General features: G+C 69.9%; 20 protein-coding genes. 8 read left to right on the forward strand and 12 right to left on the reverse strand.

Annotation, left to right across the window (positions count from 1 at the left end; genetic code table 11):
• Window positions 1-2 precede the first annotated feature (2 nt).
• The 4 genes from PV363_RS00175 to PV363_RS00190 are packed head-to-tail and all read left to right on the forward strand — an operon-like array spanning window position 3 to window position 2,253.
• Window positions 3-557 (forward strand): GNAT family N-acetyltransferase, encoded by a 555-nt coding sequence (locus PV363_RS00175; protein ID WP_220346971.1) that lies wholly within the window; start codon window positions 3-5, stop codon window positions 555-557.
• Window positions 550-1,194 carry a DUF2461 domain-containing protein gene (locus tag PV363_RS00180; protein ID WP_220341353.1) on the forward strand — a complete coding sequence of 215 codons (645 nt, stop codon included), beginning with the start codon at window positions 550-552 and terminating at the stop codon, window positions 1,192-1,194. Before PV363_RS00175 ends, PV363_RS00180 begins: the two co-directional genes overlap by 8 nt.
• Window positions 1,184-1,957: an AzlC family ABC transporter permease gene (locus PV363_RS00185; RefSeq protein ID WP_220341352.1), complete on the forward strand. Its 774-nt coding sequence runs from the start codon at window positions 1,184-1,186 to the stop codon at window positions 1,955-1,957. Before PV363_RS00180 ends, PV363_RS00185 begins: the two co-directional genes overlap by 11 nt.
• Complete coding sequence (locus tag PV363_RS00190; protein ID WP_220341351.1) at window positions 1,954-2,253, forward strand: AzlD domain-containing protein; 300 nt, start codon at window positions 1,954-1,956, stop codon at window positions 2,251-2,253. Before PV363_RS00185 ends, PV363_RS00190 begins: the two co-directional genes overlap by 4 nt.
• Before the next feature lie 10 nt (window positions 2,254-2,263).
• On the opposite strand, the gene dapB is transcribed toward PV363_RS00190, so the two are convergent.
• A complete protein-coding gene (gene dapB / locus PV363_RS00195; protein WP_301021430.1) occupies window positions 2,264-3,016 on the reverse strand; it encodes a 4-hydroxy-tetrahydrodipicolinate reductase in 753 nt (250 codons plus the stop codon).
• An 87-nt stretch (window positions 3,017-3,103) separates the two neighbouring features.
• On the opposite strand from dapB, the gene PV363_RS00200 reads away from it, so the two are divergent.
• The gene (locus PV363_RS00200; RefSeq protein WP_301021431.1) at window positions 3,104-4,135 is read left to right on the forward strand and encodes an NYN domain-containing protein; all 1,032 of its coding nucleotides are present in this window, start codon (window positions 3,104-3,106) and stop codon (window positions 4,133-4,135) included.
• A gap of 166 nt (window positions 4,136-4,301) precedes the next feature.
• Window positions 4,302-4,505, forward strand: a complete 204-nt coding sequence (locus PV363_RS00205) for a cold-shock protein (RefSeq protein WP_220341348.1) — start codon at window positions 4,302-4,304, stop codon at window positions 4,503-4,505.
• A 96-nt stretch (window positions 4,506-4,601) separates the two neighbouring features.
• Here the strand turns inward: PV363_RS00205 and PV363_RS00210 are convergent, their stop codons facing one another.
• From PV363_RS00210 to PV363_RS00220, 3 genes are all read right to left on the reverse strand, one after another.
• On the reverse strand, window positions 4,602-4,919 hold the full coding sequence (locus PV363_RS00210; protein WP_220341347.1) for a hypothetical protein: 318 nt from the start codon (window positions 4,917-4,919) through the stop codon (window positions 4,602-4,604).
• A 98-nt stretch (window positions 4,920-5,017) separates the two neighbouring features.
• Window positions 5,018-6,235 (reverse strand): kynureninase, encoded by a 1,218-nt coding sequence (kynU, locus tag PV363_RS00215; protein ID WP_301021432.1) that lies wholly within the window; start codon window positions 6,233-6,235, stop codon window positions 5,018-5,020.
• Window positions 6,232-8,940 carry an HAD-IC family P-type ATPase gene (locus tag PV363_RS00220; protein WP_301021433.1) on the reverse strand — a complete coding sequence of 903 codons (2,709 nt, stop codon included), beginning with the start codon at window positions 8,938-8,940 and terminating at the stop codon, window positions 6,232-6,234. Before PV363_RS00220 ends, kynU begins: the two co-directional genes overlap by 4 nt.
• 65 nt (window positions 8,941-9,005) lie before the next feature.
• Between PV363_RS00220 and PV363_RS00225 the strand changes: the two genes are divergently transcribed.
• Window positions 9,006-9,416: a TIGR03667 family PPOX class F420-dependent oxidoreductase gene (locus PV363_RS00225; protein ID WP_301021434.1), complete on the forward strand. Its 411-nt coding sequence runs from the start codon at window positions 9,006-9,008 to the stop codon at window positions 9,414-9,416.
• A 35-nt stretch (window positions 9,417-9,451) separates the two neighbouring features.
• On the opposite strand, the gene PV363_RS00230 is transcribed toward PV363_RS00225, so the two are convergent.
• The 3 genes from PV363_RS00230 to rpsO form a co-directional block, all read right to left on the reverse strand.
• Window positions 9,452-10,774, reverse strand: coding sequence for a pitrilysin family protein (locus PV363_RS00230; RefSeq protein WP_301021435.1), 1,323 nt, complete (start codon window positions 10,772-10,774; stop codon window positions 9,452-9,454).
• Window positions 10,771-13,014 (reverse strand): polyribonucleotide nucleotidyltransferase, encoded by a 2,244-nt coding sequence (locus PV363_RS00235; RefSeq protein ID WP_220346963.1) that lies wholly within the window; start codon window positions 13,012-13,014, stop codon window positions 10,771-10,773. The genes PV363_RS00230 and PV363_RS00235 overlap by 4 nt, the downstream gene beginning before the upstream one ends.
• 291 nt (window positions 13,015-13,305) lie before the next feature.
• A complete protein-coding gene (rpsO, locus tag PV363_RS00240; RefSeq protein WP_220342470.1) occupies window positions 13,306-13,569 on the reverse strand; it encodes a 30S ribosomal protein S15 in 264 nt (87 codons plus the stop codon).
• A 224-nt stretch (window positions 13,570-13,793) separates the two neighbouring features.
• Between rpsO and PV363_RS00245 the strand changes: the two genes are divergently transcribed.
• On the forward strand, window positions 13,794-14,000 hold the full coding sequence (locus PV363_RS00245) for a hypothetical protein (RefSeq protein WP_220341341.1): 207 nt from the start codon (window positions 13,794-13,796) through the stop codon (window positions 13,998-14,000).
• A gap of 9 nt (window positions 14,001-14,009) precedes the next feature.
• Here PV363_RS00245 and PV363_RS00250 read toward each other — a convergent pair whose 3' ends face one another.
• Genes PV363_RS00250 through PV363_RS00270 form a run of 5 tightly spaced genes read right to left on the reverse strand, consistent with a single transcriptional unit; the run spans window position 14,010 to window position 18,643 of the window.
• Window positions 14,010-15,299, reverse strand: a complete 1,290-nt coding sequence (locus tag PV363_RS00250; RefSeq protein ID WP_301021436.1) for a glutaminase — start codon at window positions 15,297-15,299, stop codon at window positions 14,010-14,012.
• Between the two features lie 6 nt (window positions 15,300-15,305).
• Window positions 15,306-16,145: an alpha/beta hydrolase gene (locus tag PV363_RS00255; protein ID WP_220365354.1), complete on the reverse strand. Its 840-nt coding sequence runs from the start codon at window positions 16,143-16,145 to the stop codon at window positions 15,306-15,308.
• Window positions 16,040-17,017 carry a protein kinase gene (locus PV363_RS00260; protein WP_255559255.1) on the reverse strand — a complete coding sequence of 326 codons (978 nt, stop codon included), beginning with the start codon at window positions 17,015-17,017 and terminating at the stop codon, window positions 16,040-16,042. Before PV363_RS00260 ends, PV363_RS00255 begins: the two co-directional genes overlap by 106 nt.
• Window positions 17,014-17,733 carry an ABC transporter permease gene (locus tag PV363_RS00265; RefSeq protein ID WP_220341337.1) on the reverse strand — a complete coding sequence of 240 codons (720 nt, stop codon included), beginning with the start codon at window positions 17,731-17,733 and terminating at the stop codon, window positions 17,014-17,016. Before PV363_RS00265 ends, PV363_RS00260 begins: the two co-directional genes overlap by 4 nt.
• Complete coding sequence (locus PV363_RS00270; RefSeq protein ID WP_220365356.1) at window positions 17,714-18,643, reverse strand: ABC transporter ATP-binding protein; 930 nt, start codon at window positions 18,641-18,643, stop codon at window positions 17,714-17,716. The genes PV363_RS00265 and PV363_RS00270 overlap by 20 nt, the downstream gene beginning before the upstream one ends.
• Between the last annotated feature and the right edge of the window lie 61 nt (window positions 18,644-18,704).

Consider the following 18,704-nt stretch of genomic DNA (forward strand, 5'->3'; position numbering starts at 1 on the left):
GCGTGACCACTGCCGACACCAGCGTCCGGATCGCGTGGAGCGCCGACGCCGACGCCATCGCGACGCTCCAGGCCGCGGCGTGGCGCGAGCGCTACGCCGACGTGCTGCCTCCCGAGCTCCTCGAGCAGGTCGTGCCCGAGCTCTTCGCCGAGAAGTGGGCCGCCTCCCTGGACCGTCCCGGCGACGCACGCAACCGGGTCCTCGTCGCCCTGGAGCACAGCACCGTCCGCGGGTTCACCGTGACGGGCCCTTCGACCGACGACGACGCCGACCCGGTCGCCGACGGCGAGGTGAGCGAGCTGACGGTCTCGCCCGACCACCGGCGTACCGGTCACGCCTCCCGGCTCCTCCAGGCGGCGGCCGACACCCTTCGGGCCGACCGGTTCACCCGGGCGACCATGTGGCTCGACGCCCGCGACGACGCCCTGCGCGCCTTCGTCGCGAGCACGGGGTGGGCTCCCGACGGCGCTCACCGTGAGGTCGACCCCGTCGGCGACGGCAGCGTCCGGCTCAAGCAGGTGAGGCTCCACACCACCCTCGGGGGTGACGGTGACTGACGGCGACCACGGCCCGGTCGGGTTCTCCGTCGCGGCGGCCGACTTCTACGAAGACCTCGAGAACGACAACTCGCGCACCTTCTGGACCGCCCGCAAGGACGACTACGAGACGCTCCTACGGCGTCCCATGCTGGCCCTCACGGCGGTGCTGGCCGACGAGTTCGGCCCCGCGAAGGTGTTCCGCCCCTATCGCGACGTCCGCTTCAGTGCCGACAAGACGCCGTACAAGACCCACCAGGGCGCGTTCGTCTCGACGTCGCCGGCCACCGGCTACTACGTCCAGATCGACGCCTCCGGCGTCAGGGTGGGCGCCGGCTGGTACGACGCCACGGCGGACCGCAAGCACCGGTTCCGCCAGGCGGTGGACGACCCACGCAAGGGCTCCGCGCTCGAGCGGCTGATCGACTCGCTGGTCGCGAAGGGTTTCGAGGTCGGTGGTGACCGGGTCAAGACCCGGCCGCGAGGCTGGCCGGCGGACCATCCGCGCATCGATCTCCTGCGCCACAACACGCTGACGCTCATGCGCTGGTACGGCACACCGGGCTGGATGGAGACTCCCGGGCTCGCCACCCGGGTGGCCGACGACTGGCGCACGCTCACCCCTCTCCTCGACTGGCACGCGCAGCATGTCGGCTGAGGTCCCCGCTCCCAGCGACCGCAGCGTCGTCGTCGACTCCCTCGGTGTCGGCCTCGCCACCGGTGTGTACGGCATCTCCTTCGGCGCCATCGGCACCGCATCAGGGCTGACCGTGGCCCAGACCTGCGTGCTGTCGCTGCTGATGTTCAGCGGAGCCTCCCAGTTCGCGTTCGCCGGCGTGGTCGCCGCCGGCGGGAACCCGGTCACGGGAGGGGTCACCGCCTTCCTCCTCGGCAGCCGCAACACGTTCTACGGGCTGGGTCTCGCACCGCGGCTGCGCGTGCGCGGCTGGCGGCGGCTGGTGACCGCACAGCTGGTCATCGACGAGTCGACCGCGATGGGGGTCGCGCGCGAGACCGACCGGCACGCCCGCATCGGCTTCTACGTCACGGGCACGTCGATCTTCGTGCTGTGGAACCTCATGACGTTCCTCGGGGCCCTGGCCGGCAACGCGCTCGGCGACCCCCGCACGTACGGGCTCGACGCCGCGGTCGCCGCTGCGTTCCTGGCGCTGCTGTGGCCCCGGCTCACCGCCTGGCCCCAACGGCTGGTCGCGGCGGTGGGAGCGCTGGTGGCGATCGGGACGGTGCCGCTGACGCCGGCGGGGGCGCCGATCATCGTCGGCGGTGCAGTCGCCGTGCTCGTCGGTCTGTGGCTCACCCGCCGCACCAGCGAGGCCGAGGTCGCCGACGCTCTCGAGCACGCGGACGACCCGCACGAGCACCGTCACCACCGTGACGAGCCCGAGGAGGGCACGTCGTGATCTGGTGGGCCGTGATCGTCGCGTCGCTCGCCTGCTACGCGCTCAAGCTGGCCGGCCTGTCGGTGCCCGACCGTGTCCTCGAGCGGCCGCTGACGGTGCGGGTCGCGGCGCTGATCCCCGTGGGGCTCCTCGGCGCCCTCGTCGCGGTCCAGGCGTTCGCCGACGGTCAGGCCCTCGTGCTCGACGCCCGCGTCGCCGGTGTCGGCGTCGCGGTGGGGCTGCTCCTGCTCCGGGCGCCGTTCCTCGTCGTCGTCGCCGGTGCGGCGCTCACCGCCGCTCTCGTCAGGCTGATCTGAGCAGCAGCGCTCACTCGAGTCCGAGCACTCTGTCCAGACCGACCGTCAGCCCGGGACGGTCCACCACGCCACGCACTCCCGCCACCACGCCGGGCATGAACGACTCACGGTGGACGGAGTCGTGCCGGATCGTCAACGTCTCGCCGGCGTCACCGAGCACGACCTCCTGGTGCGCGACCAGGCCACGGGCACGGACGGCGTGGACGTGGATCCCGTCGACGACGGCTCCCCGGGCTCCGAGGGGGTCGGAGGTCGTCGCGTCCGGCACCGGGGGCGTCCCGGCCTCCGCCCGCGCCGCGGCGATCAGCTCCGCCGTCCTGGTCGCGGTGCCAGAAGGTGCGTCGACCTTGTCCGGGTGGTGCAGCTCGACGATCTCGACCGACTCGAAGTAGGGCGCGGCGACGCGGGCGAACCGCATCATCAGCACCGCACCGATCGAGAAGTTGGGCACGATGAGCACGCCGACTCCGGGTGACGCCTCGACAAGGTCGCGGACCTCGGCGATCCGGGCGTCGTCGAAGCCCGACGTACCGACGACCGCGTGGATCCCGTGGCCGACGCAGAACCGCAGGTTGTCCATCACGACGTCGGGGCTGGTGAAGTCCACCGCGACGGTCGCACCGGCCTCGACGAGCTGCTCGAGGGGCTCGTCGGCGTCGATCCTCGCCACCACCGAGATGCCGTCCGCCGCCTCGAGTGCACGCACCGACTCCGACCCCATCCGCCCCTGCGCGCCCAGCACCCCGACCGTGATCTCACTCATGTGCCGATCCTCTCATCGTCCGCACGGCGGCAGCGTCCGGCAGACTGTGTACGAGACGCACCCGCGTCACCGACAGAAAGAGCAGGCATGCCTGAACCGGGCGCAACCCGCGTCGCCGTCTACATCGACTTCGACAACATCGTCATCTCCCGGTACGACCAGGTGAACGGACGCAACCAGTTCCAGCGCGACAAGGCGCGGGCGTTCTCGACCAACGAGACCGCCGCCGACAGTGAGGTCACCGAGAAGCTGGCACGGGCGACCGTCGACGTCGGCGCCATCATCGACTTCGCGTCGTCGTTCGGCACGCTGGTCCTCACACGGGCCTACGCCGACTGGTCGGCGCCGGTCAACGCGGAGTACCGCGGGCAGCTCGTGAGCCGCGCCGTGGACCTGGTCCAGCTCTTCCCGGCAGCGGCCTACGGCAAGAACGGTGCTGACATCCGCCTGGCGGTCGACGCCGTGGAGGACATGTTCCGTCTGCCCGACCTCACGCACGTCGTGATCGTCGCCGGCGACTCCGACTACATCGCGCTCGCGCAGCGGTGCAAGCGGCTGGGCCGCTACGTCGTCGGTGTCGGGGTGGCCGGCTCGACGAGCAAGTCGCTCGCCGCGGCGTGCGACGAGATGGTGACGGACGACTCACTTCCCGGTGTCGAGGCCCCTCCCCCGGCGCCGGACAAGCCTGCGCGAGGCTCCACCCGCAAGCGCACCTCCAAGTCCGCCCAGACGGCATCGGCCGAGCCCGCCACCGAGGAGCCCAGCGCGCCTGCCGCCAAGAAGGCCCCGCTCAAGGCGGCCGCACGATCCACGGTGCCCCTCTTCGCCGAGCCGGGATCGGACGACGCCGTCGAGACCGAGCCCGAGGACGCCCAGGACCTGGCGACACGTCTCCTCGAGCGCGCGCTGCGTCTTGGCCACGAGAAGGACGACGCTGACTGGCTCCACAGCTCCGCGGTCAAGAGCCAGATGAAGCGGATGGATCCGTCCTTCAACGAGAAGTCCCTGGGCTACCGCTCCTTCTCCGACTTCGTCAAGTCGCGCGACGGTGTGGCCGAGATGGACGAGAGCAGCACCGCCCGTCTCATCCGACTTCACCCGGCCAGGACGGGGCGGTGACACCACCGGTTAACCAGGAGGTGATAGCGTCGGAGATGTTGCATGACGTCATTGCCGCAGATTCGAATCTGGACCTCGCTCGCGAGGAACGTTCTTTCCCAGGTTGATGTGCTCGCGACACCAGTCGCTCGCTAACACAGCGTGCGCACGACCGAAGGAGAGAAACATGGCTACAGGTACCGTCAAGTGGTTCAACGCCGACAAGGGCTTCGGCTTCATCGCCCCCGACGGCGGCGGCGAGGACGTGTTCGCGCACTTCAGCGCGATCGCTGCTTCGGGCTTCCGCTCGCTCGAGGAGAACCAGAAGGTCGAGTTCGACGTCGAGCAGGGCCCCAAGGGTCTGCAGGCCGCCAACATCCGGCCGCTCTGACACCCGACTGAATCGGGTCTCGAACCCGCAGAACCCCCGCTCCCTCTCTGGGTGCGGGGGTTCTGCACGTCCGGCCGCCGAAGCGGCCGGGGCGCGTCAGCGTCCGACGGTCAGCGGGACCGCGTCGGGATCGACCGAAGCGATGATGCTGCGGACCTGATCGGTGTCGGCCTCGAGGTGGGAGACCTCGAAGTTGCCGACGGGCTCGCGACGGGAGCCGATCCAGCAGTCGACCCCGGCCTCGCGCAGAGCGGCCAGGATCGGCGCACAGGTGCGGCCCGGTCCGGGGCACCACGCGAAGACGCGCGGACGCTCGGGCCGGTCGTGGCTCAGGCCCATCCGGCTCAGGTCTCGCTGGGGGCGGCGGCTGCGTCCGGGTGTGGTCGTCGCAGCAGGTTCGGGTTGGTCGCTCACGAGGCACCAGCTCTCGGTCGGCCGGCGGCGTGCTCGGGGGCGAGCTCGTCGAACCGGTGACTCCAGACTACGCCACCGAGCGGGGTGGCTCCGACCGCTCAGAGGGCCCCGACGATCTCGCGGGTGATGTCCATCGCCGTCCAGAGCTCGGCGTAGGAGGTGGTGAGCGGCGAGAGACCGAGCCTGATCATGTCGGGGTTCCGGAAGTCCGGGATGACGGCGGCCGCGTACATCGAGGCAGCGACCTCACGAGCCTGGGGACCCTGCACCGTGACATGGGCCCCGCGCCGCGCCGGGTCACGTGGTGACGCGACGACGAAGCCGTGCGGGACGAGCCACGCGTCGGCGAGCTCGACGCACATCTGCGTGAGGGCGACCGCCTTCGTGCGGAGAGCGTCGATCCCCGCCTCGGCGACCAGCGAGACCGACGCGTCGACGGCGGCGATGCCAGGGACGTACGCGGTGCCGGACAGCATCGCCCGGATCGACCGGTCGGGATCGTACGTCGGTCCCATCGCGAAGCGGTCCGCGGTGCTCCACCACCCGGTGATCGGCTGCCGCACGGTCCCCAGGTGCCGCTGCGCGACGTAGAGGAAGGCAGGCGCGCCCGGTCCGGCATTGAGGTACTTGTACGTGCAGCCGACGGCCAGGTCGACGCCGTGCGTGTCGAGGCCCACGGGGACGACGCCCGCGGAGTGGCACAGGTCCCAGATCGCCAGCGCGCCGACCTCGTGGACCAGCGCCGTGGTCGCCGGCAGGTCGAGGAGCGCGCCCGAGCGGTAGTCGACGTGGCTCAGCACCACCAGCGCCGTACGGTCGGAGAGCACCGCTCGCAGCTCGTCCTCGGTGACACCCTCGACCACGTCGGGGGACAGCCATCGCACGGTCATCCCGCGCGAGGCCGCCACGGAGTCGACGAGATAGCGGTCGGTGGGGAAGTCCACGTCTGCGGCGACGATCTCGTCGCGGTCCGGCCTCAGGTCGCAGCCGGCGTGGAGCACCTTGAAGAGGTTGACCGACGTCGACTCGGCGATCACGGTCTGTCCGGGGGCGGCCCCGAGGCACGCCGCCGCCAGGCGGTCGCCGACCTGCTCAGGAAGCTCCAGCCACCCCTCCTCCCAGCTCCGGATCAGGCGCTCGCCCCACTGGCGGTGCAGGACGTCCTCCACGCGCTGGAGGGTCCGCCGCGGTGGTCGACCGAGCGAGTTGCCGTCGAGGTAGGCGACCGGGTCCTCGGCGAGGAGGAACTCCTCGCGGAATCGCGACAGCGGGTCGGCCGCGTCCAGCGCGACCGCGTCGTCGTAGGAGGGGATCATCCGCCGATCTCACCATGGACGCCTCGCCAGCGGTCCACCGCCTTGCCGACCTCCACGAGGAGGAACACCGCGATCGCCAGCGCCGCGGTGTAGCCCCACACGTCGAGACCGATCGGTGCCGACTCGAACCAGGTGTTCATGAACGGCAGATAGACGAAGCCGATCTGGGCGAGGACCATCGCCGCGGAAGAGATCCAGACCGCGGGGTTTCCGCGCAGCGCCCTCGTCGTCAGGCTCGAGGCGTCGAGGTAGCGGCTGTTGAACAGGTACGCGAGCTGGCCGAGAGCCAACATCGTGACGGCCGCCGTCCTGGCCTCGTCCAGCGACAACCCGGCGTCGTAGGTGGTGGTGAACACGAGCAGCGCCGCTCCGCCGATGAGGACCGACACGACCGCGATCCGCCAGCCGTAGGCGAGGTCGACGACCGAGGCACCCGGGTCGCGCGGACGCCGGTCCATGATCCCGGGCTCTGCCTTCTCGTAGGCGAGGGCCAACGACAGGGTCACGGCGGTCACCATGTTGATCCACAGGACCTGCACCGGCTCGAGAGGCAGGGTCATGCCGAAGACGACGGCCACCAGCATCACGAGGGCCTGCGCCCCGTTGGTCGGCAGGAGGAACAGCACCGACTTGCGGACGTTGTCGTAGATCCGCCGGCCCTCCTCGACCGCCTTCTCGATGGTCGCGAAGTTGTCGTCGGCCAGGACGACGTCGGCCGCCTCCTTCGTCGCCTCCGTCCCCTTGATCCCCATCGCCACCCCGACGTCGGCCTGGGTGAGCGCAGGGGCGTCGTTGACACCGTCACCGGTCATGGCGACGACCTCGCGGTGGTGCTGGAGGGCGGAGACGATCCGGATCTTGTGCTCCGGGCTCGTCCGCGCATAGATGTCGACCTCCAGCACGGCCTCCCGCAGCTGCGTGGTGCTCATCGCCTCGAGCTCGGCGCCGGTCAGGACACCGACCCCCTCACCCTCCACGATGCCCATCTCGCGCCCGATGGCGAGCGCCGTACCCGCGTGGTCACCGGTGATCATCTTGACCCGGATCCCGGCACGGTGGCACTTCTCGATCGCGGCGACGGCCTCCGGGCGTGGCGGGTCGACGATCCCGACCAGGCCGACCACCTCCAAGCCCTGGCTGACGTCCTCGTCGCTCAGGGCCTCCTCGCCGGGCCGAGGCGCGCCGACCGCCGCAGCCAGGACCCGCAGACCTTGGCTGCCCAGGTCCTCGATCCGCTCCGACCACCACTCGCGGTCGAGGGGCTCGGTCGACCCGTCTGCGCCACGCTGGGAGCCACAGCGGTCGAGGATACGGTCGGGTGCACCCTTGACCGACACCTGCAGACTGCCGTCAGCCGCTCGGTCGAGCGTCGCCATGTACTTGGTCTGGGAGTCGAAGGGCACCACGTCGAGGCGCCTGCCGCCCGGGTCGTCGAAGGACGCCTTGAGAGCCAGCGTCCGCAGCGCACCGTCCGTCGGGACCCCGACGAGCGTCCAGTCGTCCCCGTCGCGGCGAACGACGGCGTCGTTGCAGCGCGCCATCACGGTCACCAGCTCGGCGAGGTCGGGGCGTTCCTCGCACCGCACGGGCGCGCCGCCGTCACGGATCTCGCCGTCCGGGGCGTACCCGATGCCGGTGACCTCGTACGCCGCCGCGCGCGTCACCACGGTGCGGGCCGTCATCTCGTTCTTGGTGAGCGTGCCGGTCTTGTCGGAGCAGATCGTCGTCACCGAGCCGAGCGCCTCGACGGCCGGGAGCTTGCGGGTGATCGCCCGCTCCCGCGCCATCTGCTGGACGCCGAGGGCGAGGATGATGGTGACCAGCGCGGGGAGACCCTCCGGGACGGCCGCGACCGCGAACCCGATCGTCGCCGACACGAGCTCGGGGATGTCGAAGTCGTGCACGAGGCGGCCGACGAGCACCATCACAACCGCCATGACGGCGATCAGCAGCGCCAACGCCTTGCCGAACGCGTCGAGCTGGCGACTCAGCGGGGTCTCGAGCGGCTCGACCTCGTCGACGAGGGTCTGGATCCTGCCGACCTCGGTGCTCTGACCGGTCGCCGTCACGACCCCGAGCCCGCTCCCCTGCGTCACGAGCGTCCCGGAGAAGACCATGTCGGCGCGGTCCCCCACCCCTGCATCCGCGGCCACGACGTCGACGTCCTTGCTGGAGGGCACGGACTCGCCGGTGAGCGCGGACTCCTCGACCTGGAGGTTCGAGGCCGCCAGGAGCCGCAGGTCGGCGGGGACCTTGTCGCCGCCCCGGAGGCGTACGACGTCGCCGGGGGCGAGCGCTTCGGCGTCCACACGACGCCAGCCACCGTCACGGCGTACGTCGGCCTGCACGCTCAGCATCGTGCGGATGCCGGCCAATGCCTTCTCGGCCCGGCCTTCCTGGATCAGGCCGATCGCGGCGTTGATGACCGCGACCGCCAGGATCACCGTGAAGTCGACCCAGTCCTCCAGGACGGCCTTCGCTGCCGCGGACGCCAGGAGGATGTAGATCAACGTGTCCTCGAACTGAGCGACCACCCGCTTCCACCACGGGGTCGGCTCGGGCGGCGGCAGACGGTTGGGACCCACCTCGGCGAGCCGCCGCTCGGCCTCGGCGTCGGTCAACCCGTCGCGCGACGTCCCGAGTCCCTCCAGGACCTCGTCGACGGGAGTGGCCCAGACCGGCGGTTGATCGGTGACGTCGTGCATGGGTCCATCGAACCGTGGCTGGTCTCGCGCCGCACCCGCGGGTCCCCCTCACGTTACGGTGGACCATGAGCTTCGCGCCCACGATCCCCGCCGCGGTCACCGAACGGCTGGCCGAGGACCTCGTCGTCTGGCTGACGACCGTGAACGCGGCCGGGGAGCCGACACCCACACCCGTCTGGTTCGTCTGGCACGACGGCGCGCTGTGGATCCGGAGCCGGCCCGAGGGCGCCAAGATCGCGCACCTCGCCGCCAATCCGCACGTCGCGCTCAACCTCAACAGCGACCGCGCAGGCAACGACGTCGTCGTCCTCAACGGGACGGCGACCATCGAGGAGACCATGCCGGACGAGACGTGGGCCGCCTACACCGGCAAGTACGGCAACCAGATCTCCGGGCTCGGCTCCACGGCGGAGTCCTTCGCGGAGTCCTACTCGACCACGCTGCGCGTCGCGGTCGGGCGGGTACGCAGCTGGTAGCAGGGCACGCCTGACGCTGCGGTGGCCGCGCCAGGTCAGTCCAGGTCGTCCAGCGACTCGAACGGGCCGACCACCGCGAGGGCGGGCTTGCCGGCGAACATCAGGGCCACCTCGCGCGCGTCGTCGAGCGTCACGGCGTCGATGCTGGCGAGCAGGTCGTCGATGCCGGCCAGCTCGCCGTGGAGGAGGTCGGCCTTGGCGATGCGGCTCATCCGCGAGGCGGGGTCCTCGAGCCCGAGCACCACGCTCCCCTTGAGCTGTCCCTTGCCGCGCTCGAGCTCCTCGGCGGTCGGTCCGCGCTCGGCGAACGTGCCGAGCTCGTCGCGGACGACCTTGAGCACGTCGCCGAGCTTGCCCGGCGCGCACCCCGCGTAGACGCCGAGCATGCCGGCGTCGGCGTAGCTGGCGCCGAACGAGTAGACCGAGTACGCGAGGCCGCGCTTCTCGCGGATCTCTTGGAACAGGCGGGAGGACATGCCCCCTCCGAGCACCGCGTTGACCACGCCGAGAGCGTGCCGGCGGTCGTCTCCGCGCTGCACGCCGGGCAGCGCCGCGACGACGTTGGCCTGCTCGGTCGGCCGGGCCACGAGGCCGCGAGCGCGCCGGAACCGCGTACGGCCGCCGCCCCTGCGGACGGCGGCGGGACCGGCGTCACCGGCGATGGCGAGCACCCGGCCGAACGCCTGCGCGACCTGCTCGACGACCCGCTCGTGGTCGACGTTGCCGGCGACGGAGACCACCATCGCCGACGGCACGTAGCGGCGGCGGTAGTAACGCAGGATCTGCGGGCGTGTCAGCTCGCGGATCGTGCCGGGGTCACCGGCGACCGGGCGACCGAGCGGCGTGGGTCCCCAGGCGAGCGACGTCGCCAGGTTGTGGACGACGTCGTCCGGGTCGTCCTCGTTCATGGCGATCTCTTCGAGGATGACGTCGCGCTCAGCCTCGACGTCCTCGGTGGTGATGAGCGAGTCGGTCACCATGTCGGCGAGCACGTCGACGGCCAGCGGCAGGTCGTCGTCGAGTACGCGTGCGTGGTAGCACGTGTACTCCTTGCCGGTGAAGGCGTTCATCTCTCCACCGACCGCGTCGAGGGCGGCGGAGATGTCCAGGGCCGATCGCGTGCTCGTCCCCTTGAAGAGCAGGTGCTCCAGGAAGTGCGACGCACCGGACAGGGTCGGGGCCTCGTCGCGAGACCCGACCCCGACCCAGATGCCGATGGTGGCCGTCCGCACGCCCGGCATGGCCTCGGTCACCACACGCAGCCCACCCTTGAGGACCGTCCGGCGGACGAGTCCGCCTTCGGTCAGGAGGGTGCGTGTGGTGCCCGGGCTCTGGTCCGGGTCGAGCAGGACGGTCACGAAGCGCTGTCGGCCTTCGCGGCGGTGTCCGCGCCCTCGGCGGGAGCCTCGTCCGAGGACGAGCCCTCCACGACGGGGATCAGCGACAGCTTGCCGCGGTCGTCGATCTCGGCGATGGAGACCATGACCTTCTGGCCGACCTTGACGACGTCGTCGACGTTCTCGACACGCTTGCCGTCGTTGAGGTCACGCAGCTTGCTGATGTGCAGCAGGCCGTCCTTGCCCGGCATCAGCGAGACGAACGCGCCGAAGTTGGTCGTCTTGACGACCGTGCCGAGGTAGCGCTCGCCGATCTCGGGCATCGTCGGGTTGGCGATGGCGTTGATCGCCGCACGGGCGGCCTCTGCTGCCTCGCCCGACTCTGCGCCGACGTAGACGGTGCCGTCGTCCTCGAGCGTGATCTGCGCACCCGTGTCGTCCTGGATCTGGTTGATGACCTTGCCCTTGGGGCCGATCACCTCACCGATCTTGTCGACCGGGATGTGGATCGTGATGATCCGCGGCGCGTAGAGCGACATCTCGTCCGGAGTCGAGATGGCCTCGTTCATGACGTCGAGGATCGTGAACCGCGCGTCGCGAGCCTGGGTCAGCGCACCTGCGAGCACCGACGCCGGGATCCCGTCGAGCTTGGTGTCGAGCTGCAGGGCGGTGACGAACTCGCGCGTGCCGGCGACCTTGAAGTCCATGTCGCCGTAGGCATCCTCGGCGCCGAGGATGTCGGTCAGCGTGACGAACTCCGTCTTGCCGTCGACCTCGCCCGAGATCAGACCCATCGCGATGCCCGCGACCGGGGCGCGCAGCGGCACACCGGCGTTGAGCAGCGCCATCGTCGAGGCGCAGACCGAGCCCATCGAGGTGGAGCCGTTGGAGCTGAGCGCCTCGGAGACCTGACGGATCGCGTAGGGGAACTCCTCGCGAGCCGGCAGCACCGGCATGAGCGCACGGCCGGCGAGGGCGCCGTGACCGACCTCGCGCCGCTTCGGCGAACCGACACGACCGGTCTCACCGGTCGAGTACGGCGGGAAGTTGTAGTTGTGCAGGTAGCGACGGGCGCGCTCGGGCGAGAGCGTGTCGAGCTTCTGCTCCATCGTCAGCATGTTGAGCGTCGTGACGCCGAGGATCTGCGTCTCGCCGCGCTCGAACAGCGCCGAGCCGTGGACGCGCGGGATCGTGCCGACCTCGGCGTGCAGCGTACGGATGTCGGCGAGTCCGCGACCGTCGATGCGGATCTTGTCGGTGAGCACGCGCTGGCGGACGAGCTTCTTGGTGACCGCACGGACAGCCGCGCCGAGCTCCTTCTCGCGACCCTCGAACTGCTCGCCGAGCTTGTCGAGGACGTCGGCCTTGATGGCGTCGAGACGCTCCTCGCGCTCCGCCTTGCCGGCGATGGTGAGCGCCTGACGCAGGTCCTCGGAGGCAGCCGCCTCGACCGCGTCGTAGGCGTCGTCCTGGTAGTCGAGGAAGACCGGGAACTCCTGCACCGGCTTGGCTGCCGACGCGGCGAGCGCGGCCTGCGCCTCGCACAGCGTGCGGATGAACGGCTTGGAAGCCTCGAGGCCCTCGGCCACGATCTCCTCGGTGGGCGCGGTGGCGCCGCCGCGGACGAGCTCCCACGTGACCTCGGTCGACTCGGCCTCGACCATCATGATCGCGACGTCGTCACCGGCGATGCGGCCCGCGACGACCATGTCGAACACGGCGTTCTCGAGCTCGGAGTGCTTCGGGAACGCGACCCACTGGCCGTCGATGAGCGCGACCCGCACGCCACCGATGGGGCCGGAGAACGGCAGGCCCGAGATCTGCGTCGAGGCCGACGCGGCGTTGATCGCGAGGACGTCGTAGGCGACGTCGGGGTTGAGTGCCATCACGGTGATGACGACCTGCACCTCGTTGCGCAGACCCTTCTTGAAGGTCGGGCGCAGCGGGCGGTCGATGAGGCGGCAGGTGAGGATCGCGTCCTCGCTCGGCCGTCCCTCACGCCGGAAGAACGAGCCGGGGATGCGACCCGCGGCGTACATGCGCTCCTCGACGTCGACCGTGAGCGGGAAGAAGTCGAAGTGGTCCTTCGGGTGCTTCCCAGCGGTCGTCGTCGACAGCAGCATCGTGTCGTCGTCGAGGAAGGCGGTGACAGCACCGCCGGCCTGGCGAGCCAGCACACCGGTCTCGAAGCGGATCTCCCGCTTGCCGAAGCGGCCGTTGTCGATGACAGCAGTGGTGGAGTGGATCTCGGGTCCCGTCATGGGTACCCCTTTCTCACGCGCATCCTGCGCGTGCGTCTCGCGGAGCAGTCACGCGAGCGGGCGTGCGCACCGTCTGGGTGCGCCATCGGCCCCGGGGGCGCCGGTCTTCGATCGAGGTCCGCGAAGTGCGGCGTACGAGGTGTCGTACAGCGCCATCCGCGGGCCACTACCGAGGACCGAGCGTCGCCCCGTGTGCTGCTCCGTCTGCTTGCGGTCGTGCGATGTGGAGTTGTGGTCAGGAACGATGAGACGAGCGGCCCGTCCTTGGCGGAGGGGCCGCTCGTCTCATGATCAACGGCGCAGGCCGAGGCGCTCGATGAGGCTTCGGTAGCGGGCGATGTCGTTCTTCTGGAGGTAGTTCAGGAGGCGGCGACGCTGGCCGACCATCAGCAGCAGGCCGCGCCGGCTGTGGTGGTCGTGCTTGTGCGTCTTGAGGTGCTCCGTCAGGTGCGCGATGCGCGCCGTCAGGAGAGCGACCTGGACCTCCGGAGAACCGGTGTCGCCCTCGGTCGTCGCGAACTCCGCGATGATGTCCTTGCGGTCGACGTCCTTGATCTCGGCAGGGGTGTACGTCTTGGTCGCGCTCACGCGGTCTCCTTTGGTCGTTGCACGGCGCGCCGGGGCATGTTCACCCGGGCACTCTGGATCCGTGGCCGATCTGACGGCAACGTCCAGCGTATCAGCGGCCGCGACCCATCCCCAATCCGGACGCCTGCCGGCAGTTGTGCTGTCGGCGGGGCTGACGCACCATCGGAGGTATCCGACGACGGAGGTGGCGCATGTCTGACTTCGAGAGCGAGTCCTACGATACCGAAGCCCCGCTCGACGACGACGGGCCGGAGGAGCGTCTGACACCGGACCCGGAGCTGGATCCCACGCCCCGGGTGGACGTCGACGAGGTCGACCCCGACGCGGATGCCGCCGAGGCCGACCAGGTGGAGCAGGCCTGGGAGGTCGCTCTCGACGACGACTTCGACCGGGGCTGACCGGTCGCGTCAGCGATCGTCGCCGACCCCGGCGACCTCGTCGAGGTCGGCGACGACGACGACCTGGCCGCCGTCTCCAGGGTCTGGGTCGGGAAGGATCGAGTCCGGGTCGACGAGGTATACATGACGACCCTCGAGCGTGAGCCGCCGCGCAACCTCCAGCAGCATGCGCCGGGCCACGTCGTCGATCGACGAGACCATGGTGAGGTCCAGTGCGACCCTCGACTCGGCACGTACGGTTTCGACGGCTTCTCGTACGACCCTCTCGGCCCCGGCGAAGCGGATCCCGCCCTGAAGCTGGAGAACCCGGACCGCATCCTGCCCGGCACCGACGACGTGGTTGGACCGTACGACCGCGCGAGCAGCGGGCGGAACCTCCATCAGATGCAGGCCCATGTCGGACGAGAACCGTTCGAACAGCGACACCCCGCGCACGCTGTTCCCGTGCGGGTCCAACCGGGGTGAGAACGTCGCGATGCCGATCTGACCAGGAAGGGCACCGATGAGCCCGCCCGCCACCCCGCTCTTCGCCGGGATGCCGACCTGGGTGGCCCAGTCACCGGCGGCGTCGTACATCCCGCAGGTGGACATGACGCTGAGGACCTGACGGACCACCGGCGAAGGCACGACCCGCTCCCCCGAGCAGGGGTTGACTCCGCCGTTGGCCAGGGTCGCGGCCATCACCGCAAGGTCGCGGGCGGAGACGAGCAGGGAGCACTGGCGGGTGTAGCCCCCGACGACGGTGTGCGGATCATCGGTGAGGATGTCGTGGCTGCGGAGCATGTGCCCGATGGCCAGGTTGCGGTGCGCGTGCTCCATCTCCGACGCCCATACCGACTCGTCGGTCTCCAGCCGGCGGCCGGCGAACGCCGAGAGTCCGCCGACCACGCGCGCCATACGCCCCGCCGGGTCGATTCCTTCGGCTCCGGTCAGCGAGTGAGCGGTGATCGCGCCGGCATTGATCATGGGGTTGAGCGGACGCCCGGAGTCGGGTTCGAGGGAGATCTCGTTGAATGCCTCCCCGGATGGCTCGACGCCGACCTTGTCCAGGACCGCGTCGAAGCCTCGATCGGCGAGGGCCAGCGCGTAGACGAACGGCTTGGAGATCGATTGGATGGTGAACGGGGCGTCGACATCACCGGCGCCGTAGACCTCGCCGTCGACGGTGGCGAAGACCGCGGCGAGACACCGAGGGTCCGCCGTGGCGAGCTCGGGGATGTACCCGGCCGGCGCGCCGGACGTGTTCGAGACGACGTGAGAGAGCGCCTCAGCGAGGTAGTCGGGGATCGGTGACCGCACGAGCGCTCAGCCGAGGAAGGTACGAAGGGCGGCGTTGACCTCGTCGGCATGTGTCCACAACAGACCGTGCGGCGCACCTTCCACCTCGACGTACTCGGCGTCCGGAACAAGGTCTCGGAATCGCCGACCCGTGGCATCGATCGGCAGGATGTTGTCGGCTGTGCCGTGGAGGATCAACGTCGGCAGAGCAGCGTCGCGGACCGCGGCGACGTCACCTCGGAAGTCCTCGATCCAGCTGGGGACCACCGCGTACGCCGCGACGGGGGCACTGCCGACCGCGATGTTCCAGCTCGCCCGGACGACTTCCTCGCTGATCCGCGACCCAAGGTTCTCGTCGAGGTTGTAGAAGTCTCCGTAGAACTGGGTGAACCAGGCGTACCGGTCGGCCTTCGCCGCGTCCATGATGCCGTCGAACACCGCCTGCGGGACGCCTTCGGGGTTGTCGTCGCGTTGCACGAGAAACGGTTCGAGGGAGGCGAGGAACGCAAGCCTCGCGACGCGGTCGGTCCCGTACGTCGCCACATAGCGGGCGAGCTCACCGGTGCCCATCGAGAACCCGACCAGGATGACCTCGTGCAGGTCGAGCGTCTCGAGCACGGCGTTCAGGTCGGCAGCGAAGGTGTCGTAGTCGTAGCCGGTGGCGACCTTGGAGGACCGGCCGAACCCACGACGGTCGTAGGTGATGACGCGGTAGCCGAGGTCGAGCAGCTCGCGGGTCTGCTTCTCCCAGCTGTCACCGTTCAGCGGATAGCCGTGGATGAGGACGACAGGCTGTCCCGTGCCCTGATCCTGGTAGTACAGCTCGATCGGGGTGCTGTTCTCGTTGCCGACGGTGATGAAGCCCATGATGCGTTCCCTTCCTTGTGGCCGATGAGGCCCTTCGCTGCTGACTGGAGCGCATCCGCGAACGCCCGGGCGCTCTGGAAACGGTCCTCTCGCGCTTTGGCGAGTGCTTTGACGAGTACGGCGCCGAGCGCCGGCGAGTGGTCGTAGGCGGTGATTCGCGGTGGTTCTTCGTGGACGTGCTGGTAGGCGACAGAGACCGGGTCGTCCGCGACGAAGGGCGGCCGCCCGGTCAGCATCTCGTAGAACAGGCAACCCGCCGAGTACAGATCGCTGCGGACGTCCGCGACCTCGCCGCGGGCCTGCTCCGGCGAGAGGTAGACGGGAGTCCCCATGAACGCCCGGTCGTGGGTGATCGTCGCGGTCGGATCACCACTGTCGCGCGCGATCCCGAAGTCGACGACCTTGACGGCGCCGGACGGCGTGATCATCACGTTGGCCGGCTTGATGTCGCGGTGGACGACGCCCGCCCGATGGCTGGACTCCAGTGCCGAGAGCACCCCGAGCTGATACCGGATCGCCCGCTCGAGCGAGACGCCACCGCGCTTGAGCATGTCCCGCAGCGACCAGCCGGGGACGTACTCCATGACGAGGAACGGGACGCGTACGTTGCCCTCCCCGCCACCGACGACCTCCTCGCATCCGGTGTCGAGGAGAGCGACGATCGCGGGGTGGCAGAGCCCTGCCACCAGGCGCGCTTCACGCCGGAGCCTGGAGAGCACCAGGGGATCGTGTGCGAGATGCGTACGGAACACCTTGACGGCGACCTGGCCGCCCGAGCGGAGATCGTGTCCTCGGTGGACGTCGGCCGTCCCGCCGCGTCCGACGACCTCGCCCAGCACGTAGCGGCCACCGAGCACCCGAGGTGTGCTCATCGGCGCGGCTCCCATCGGAAGTACCGCGATGCCAGCGCGAAGGCAGCGACGACCCAGCCCAGCGTGGGCGCCAGGAGCGGCAGCGACTCGACAACCGGGACACCGCCGTCCCAGGCGTTGACGACCAGCTGGGTGGCCGAGCCCCCGGGGAGCAGACGCTTGAGCACGGCAAGGTCCTCGAGGCCGGTGATCCCCACCCAGCTCGCGACGGCGATCACGACCAGGCTCACCGGCAGGGTCGTCACCTGGGCGTGCTCCGGAGAGTTCGTGAGTCCGGTCGTGGCCAGCGCCAGGCCGACCATCATGGCGGCGATGGCGAGGATCGCCACGACGAGGATCGGGATGTCGACCGGCGCGGTGGCCACCACCCCGAGGACGACCAGGATCGCGACCGTCTGCCCGAGCGCGATGACGGTGATCGGCAGCACGAGCCCTGTCAGGATCTCGGCGTCGCTCGCTGCGGTGGAACGCAGCCGTTTGAGGAACAGGTTCTGTCGCCGCGAAGCCAGGGTGGTCACCGCGGTGGTGTAGAGGCCGAAGGCCATCACCGTGAAGAGCACGATCGCCGCGATGTAACCGAGGCTGGCCCCGTCGGCGAATGCCTCGTGCCGGTAGACGAAGAGCCCACCGACGGCCAACGGGATGATCAGGCCCGTGACCATGACCAGCCGGTTCCGGAAGATCTGGATCAGCTCACTACGCGCGATCGCCAACATGCTGCGGCCTTTCGAGAGTCGGTGTCGTGGTTTCGCTGCTGAGGGCACGGAAGACGTCGTCGAGGCGGGTGGCACCAGCCTGCAGCTCCTGCAGCTCCACCCCGGCGTCGTGCGCCCAGTCCAGCAACCGATAGAGGTCCTCCTGGAGCCCGAACGTCTCGACGCGCACCGTCCCGTCGGCGTGGGCGAGGGAGAGCGGCGGCTCGGGTGCGCCCGCAGGAAGGATGAAGCTGATGACCGACGGGAGACTCCGGGTCAGCTCGACGAGCGTTCCCTCCTTGCGCAACGTCCCCTGGTGCATGACGCCGATGCGGTCCGCCCGCTGCTGCGCCTCCTCCAGGTAGTGGGTGGTGAGCACGATCGTGGAGCCCTCTTCGCGCAGGCGGTCCACCGCGGCCCACAGTGCATCACGGGACTGGATGTCCAGTCCGGTCGTCGGCTCGTCGAGGATGACGAGCTCGGGCCCGCCGTAGACGGTGGTAGCGAAGTCGAGGCGTCGCTTCTCCCCACCGGAGAGCTGCGCGACCTGGGTGCCCGCCTTGTGGGTGAGGCCGGAGATGGCGAGGACGCGCTCGACGTCGTCGTGCCTCCCGCTCAGCGTGCCGAGGAGACCCACCGACTCCCGCACCGTGAGATCCGGGGAGAAGCCGCTCTCCTGCAGCATGATCCCCATCCGAGGCCGTACTGCACGACGGTTCGTGGGGGGTTCGCCGAAGATCCGTACGCTGCCGGCGGTGGCCTGGCGGTGGCCTTCGACGACTTCGAGGGTGGACGTCTTGCCGGCTCCGTTGGTGCCGAGGAGGGCGTAGAGCTCACCGTGTTGGACATGGAACGAGAGATCCCGCACGGCGGTGAAGTCGCCGTACGTGATGCTCAGTTTGTCGACCTCGATGACGGGGCTGATGGACATGGCGGATCTTTCATTTCGGGGTTCTTGCCGGGTCATCAGACTCGCAGCGGCCGGTGGCACT

The sequence above is a fragment of the Mumia sp. genome, from assembly GCF_028803055.1.
Lineage (GTDB): Bacteria > Actinomycetota > Actinomycetes > Propionibacteriales > Nocardioidaceae > Mumia.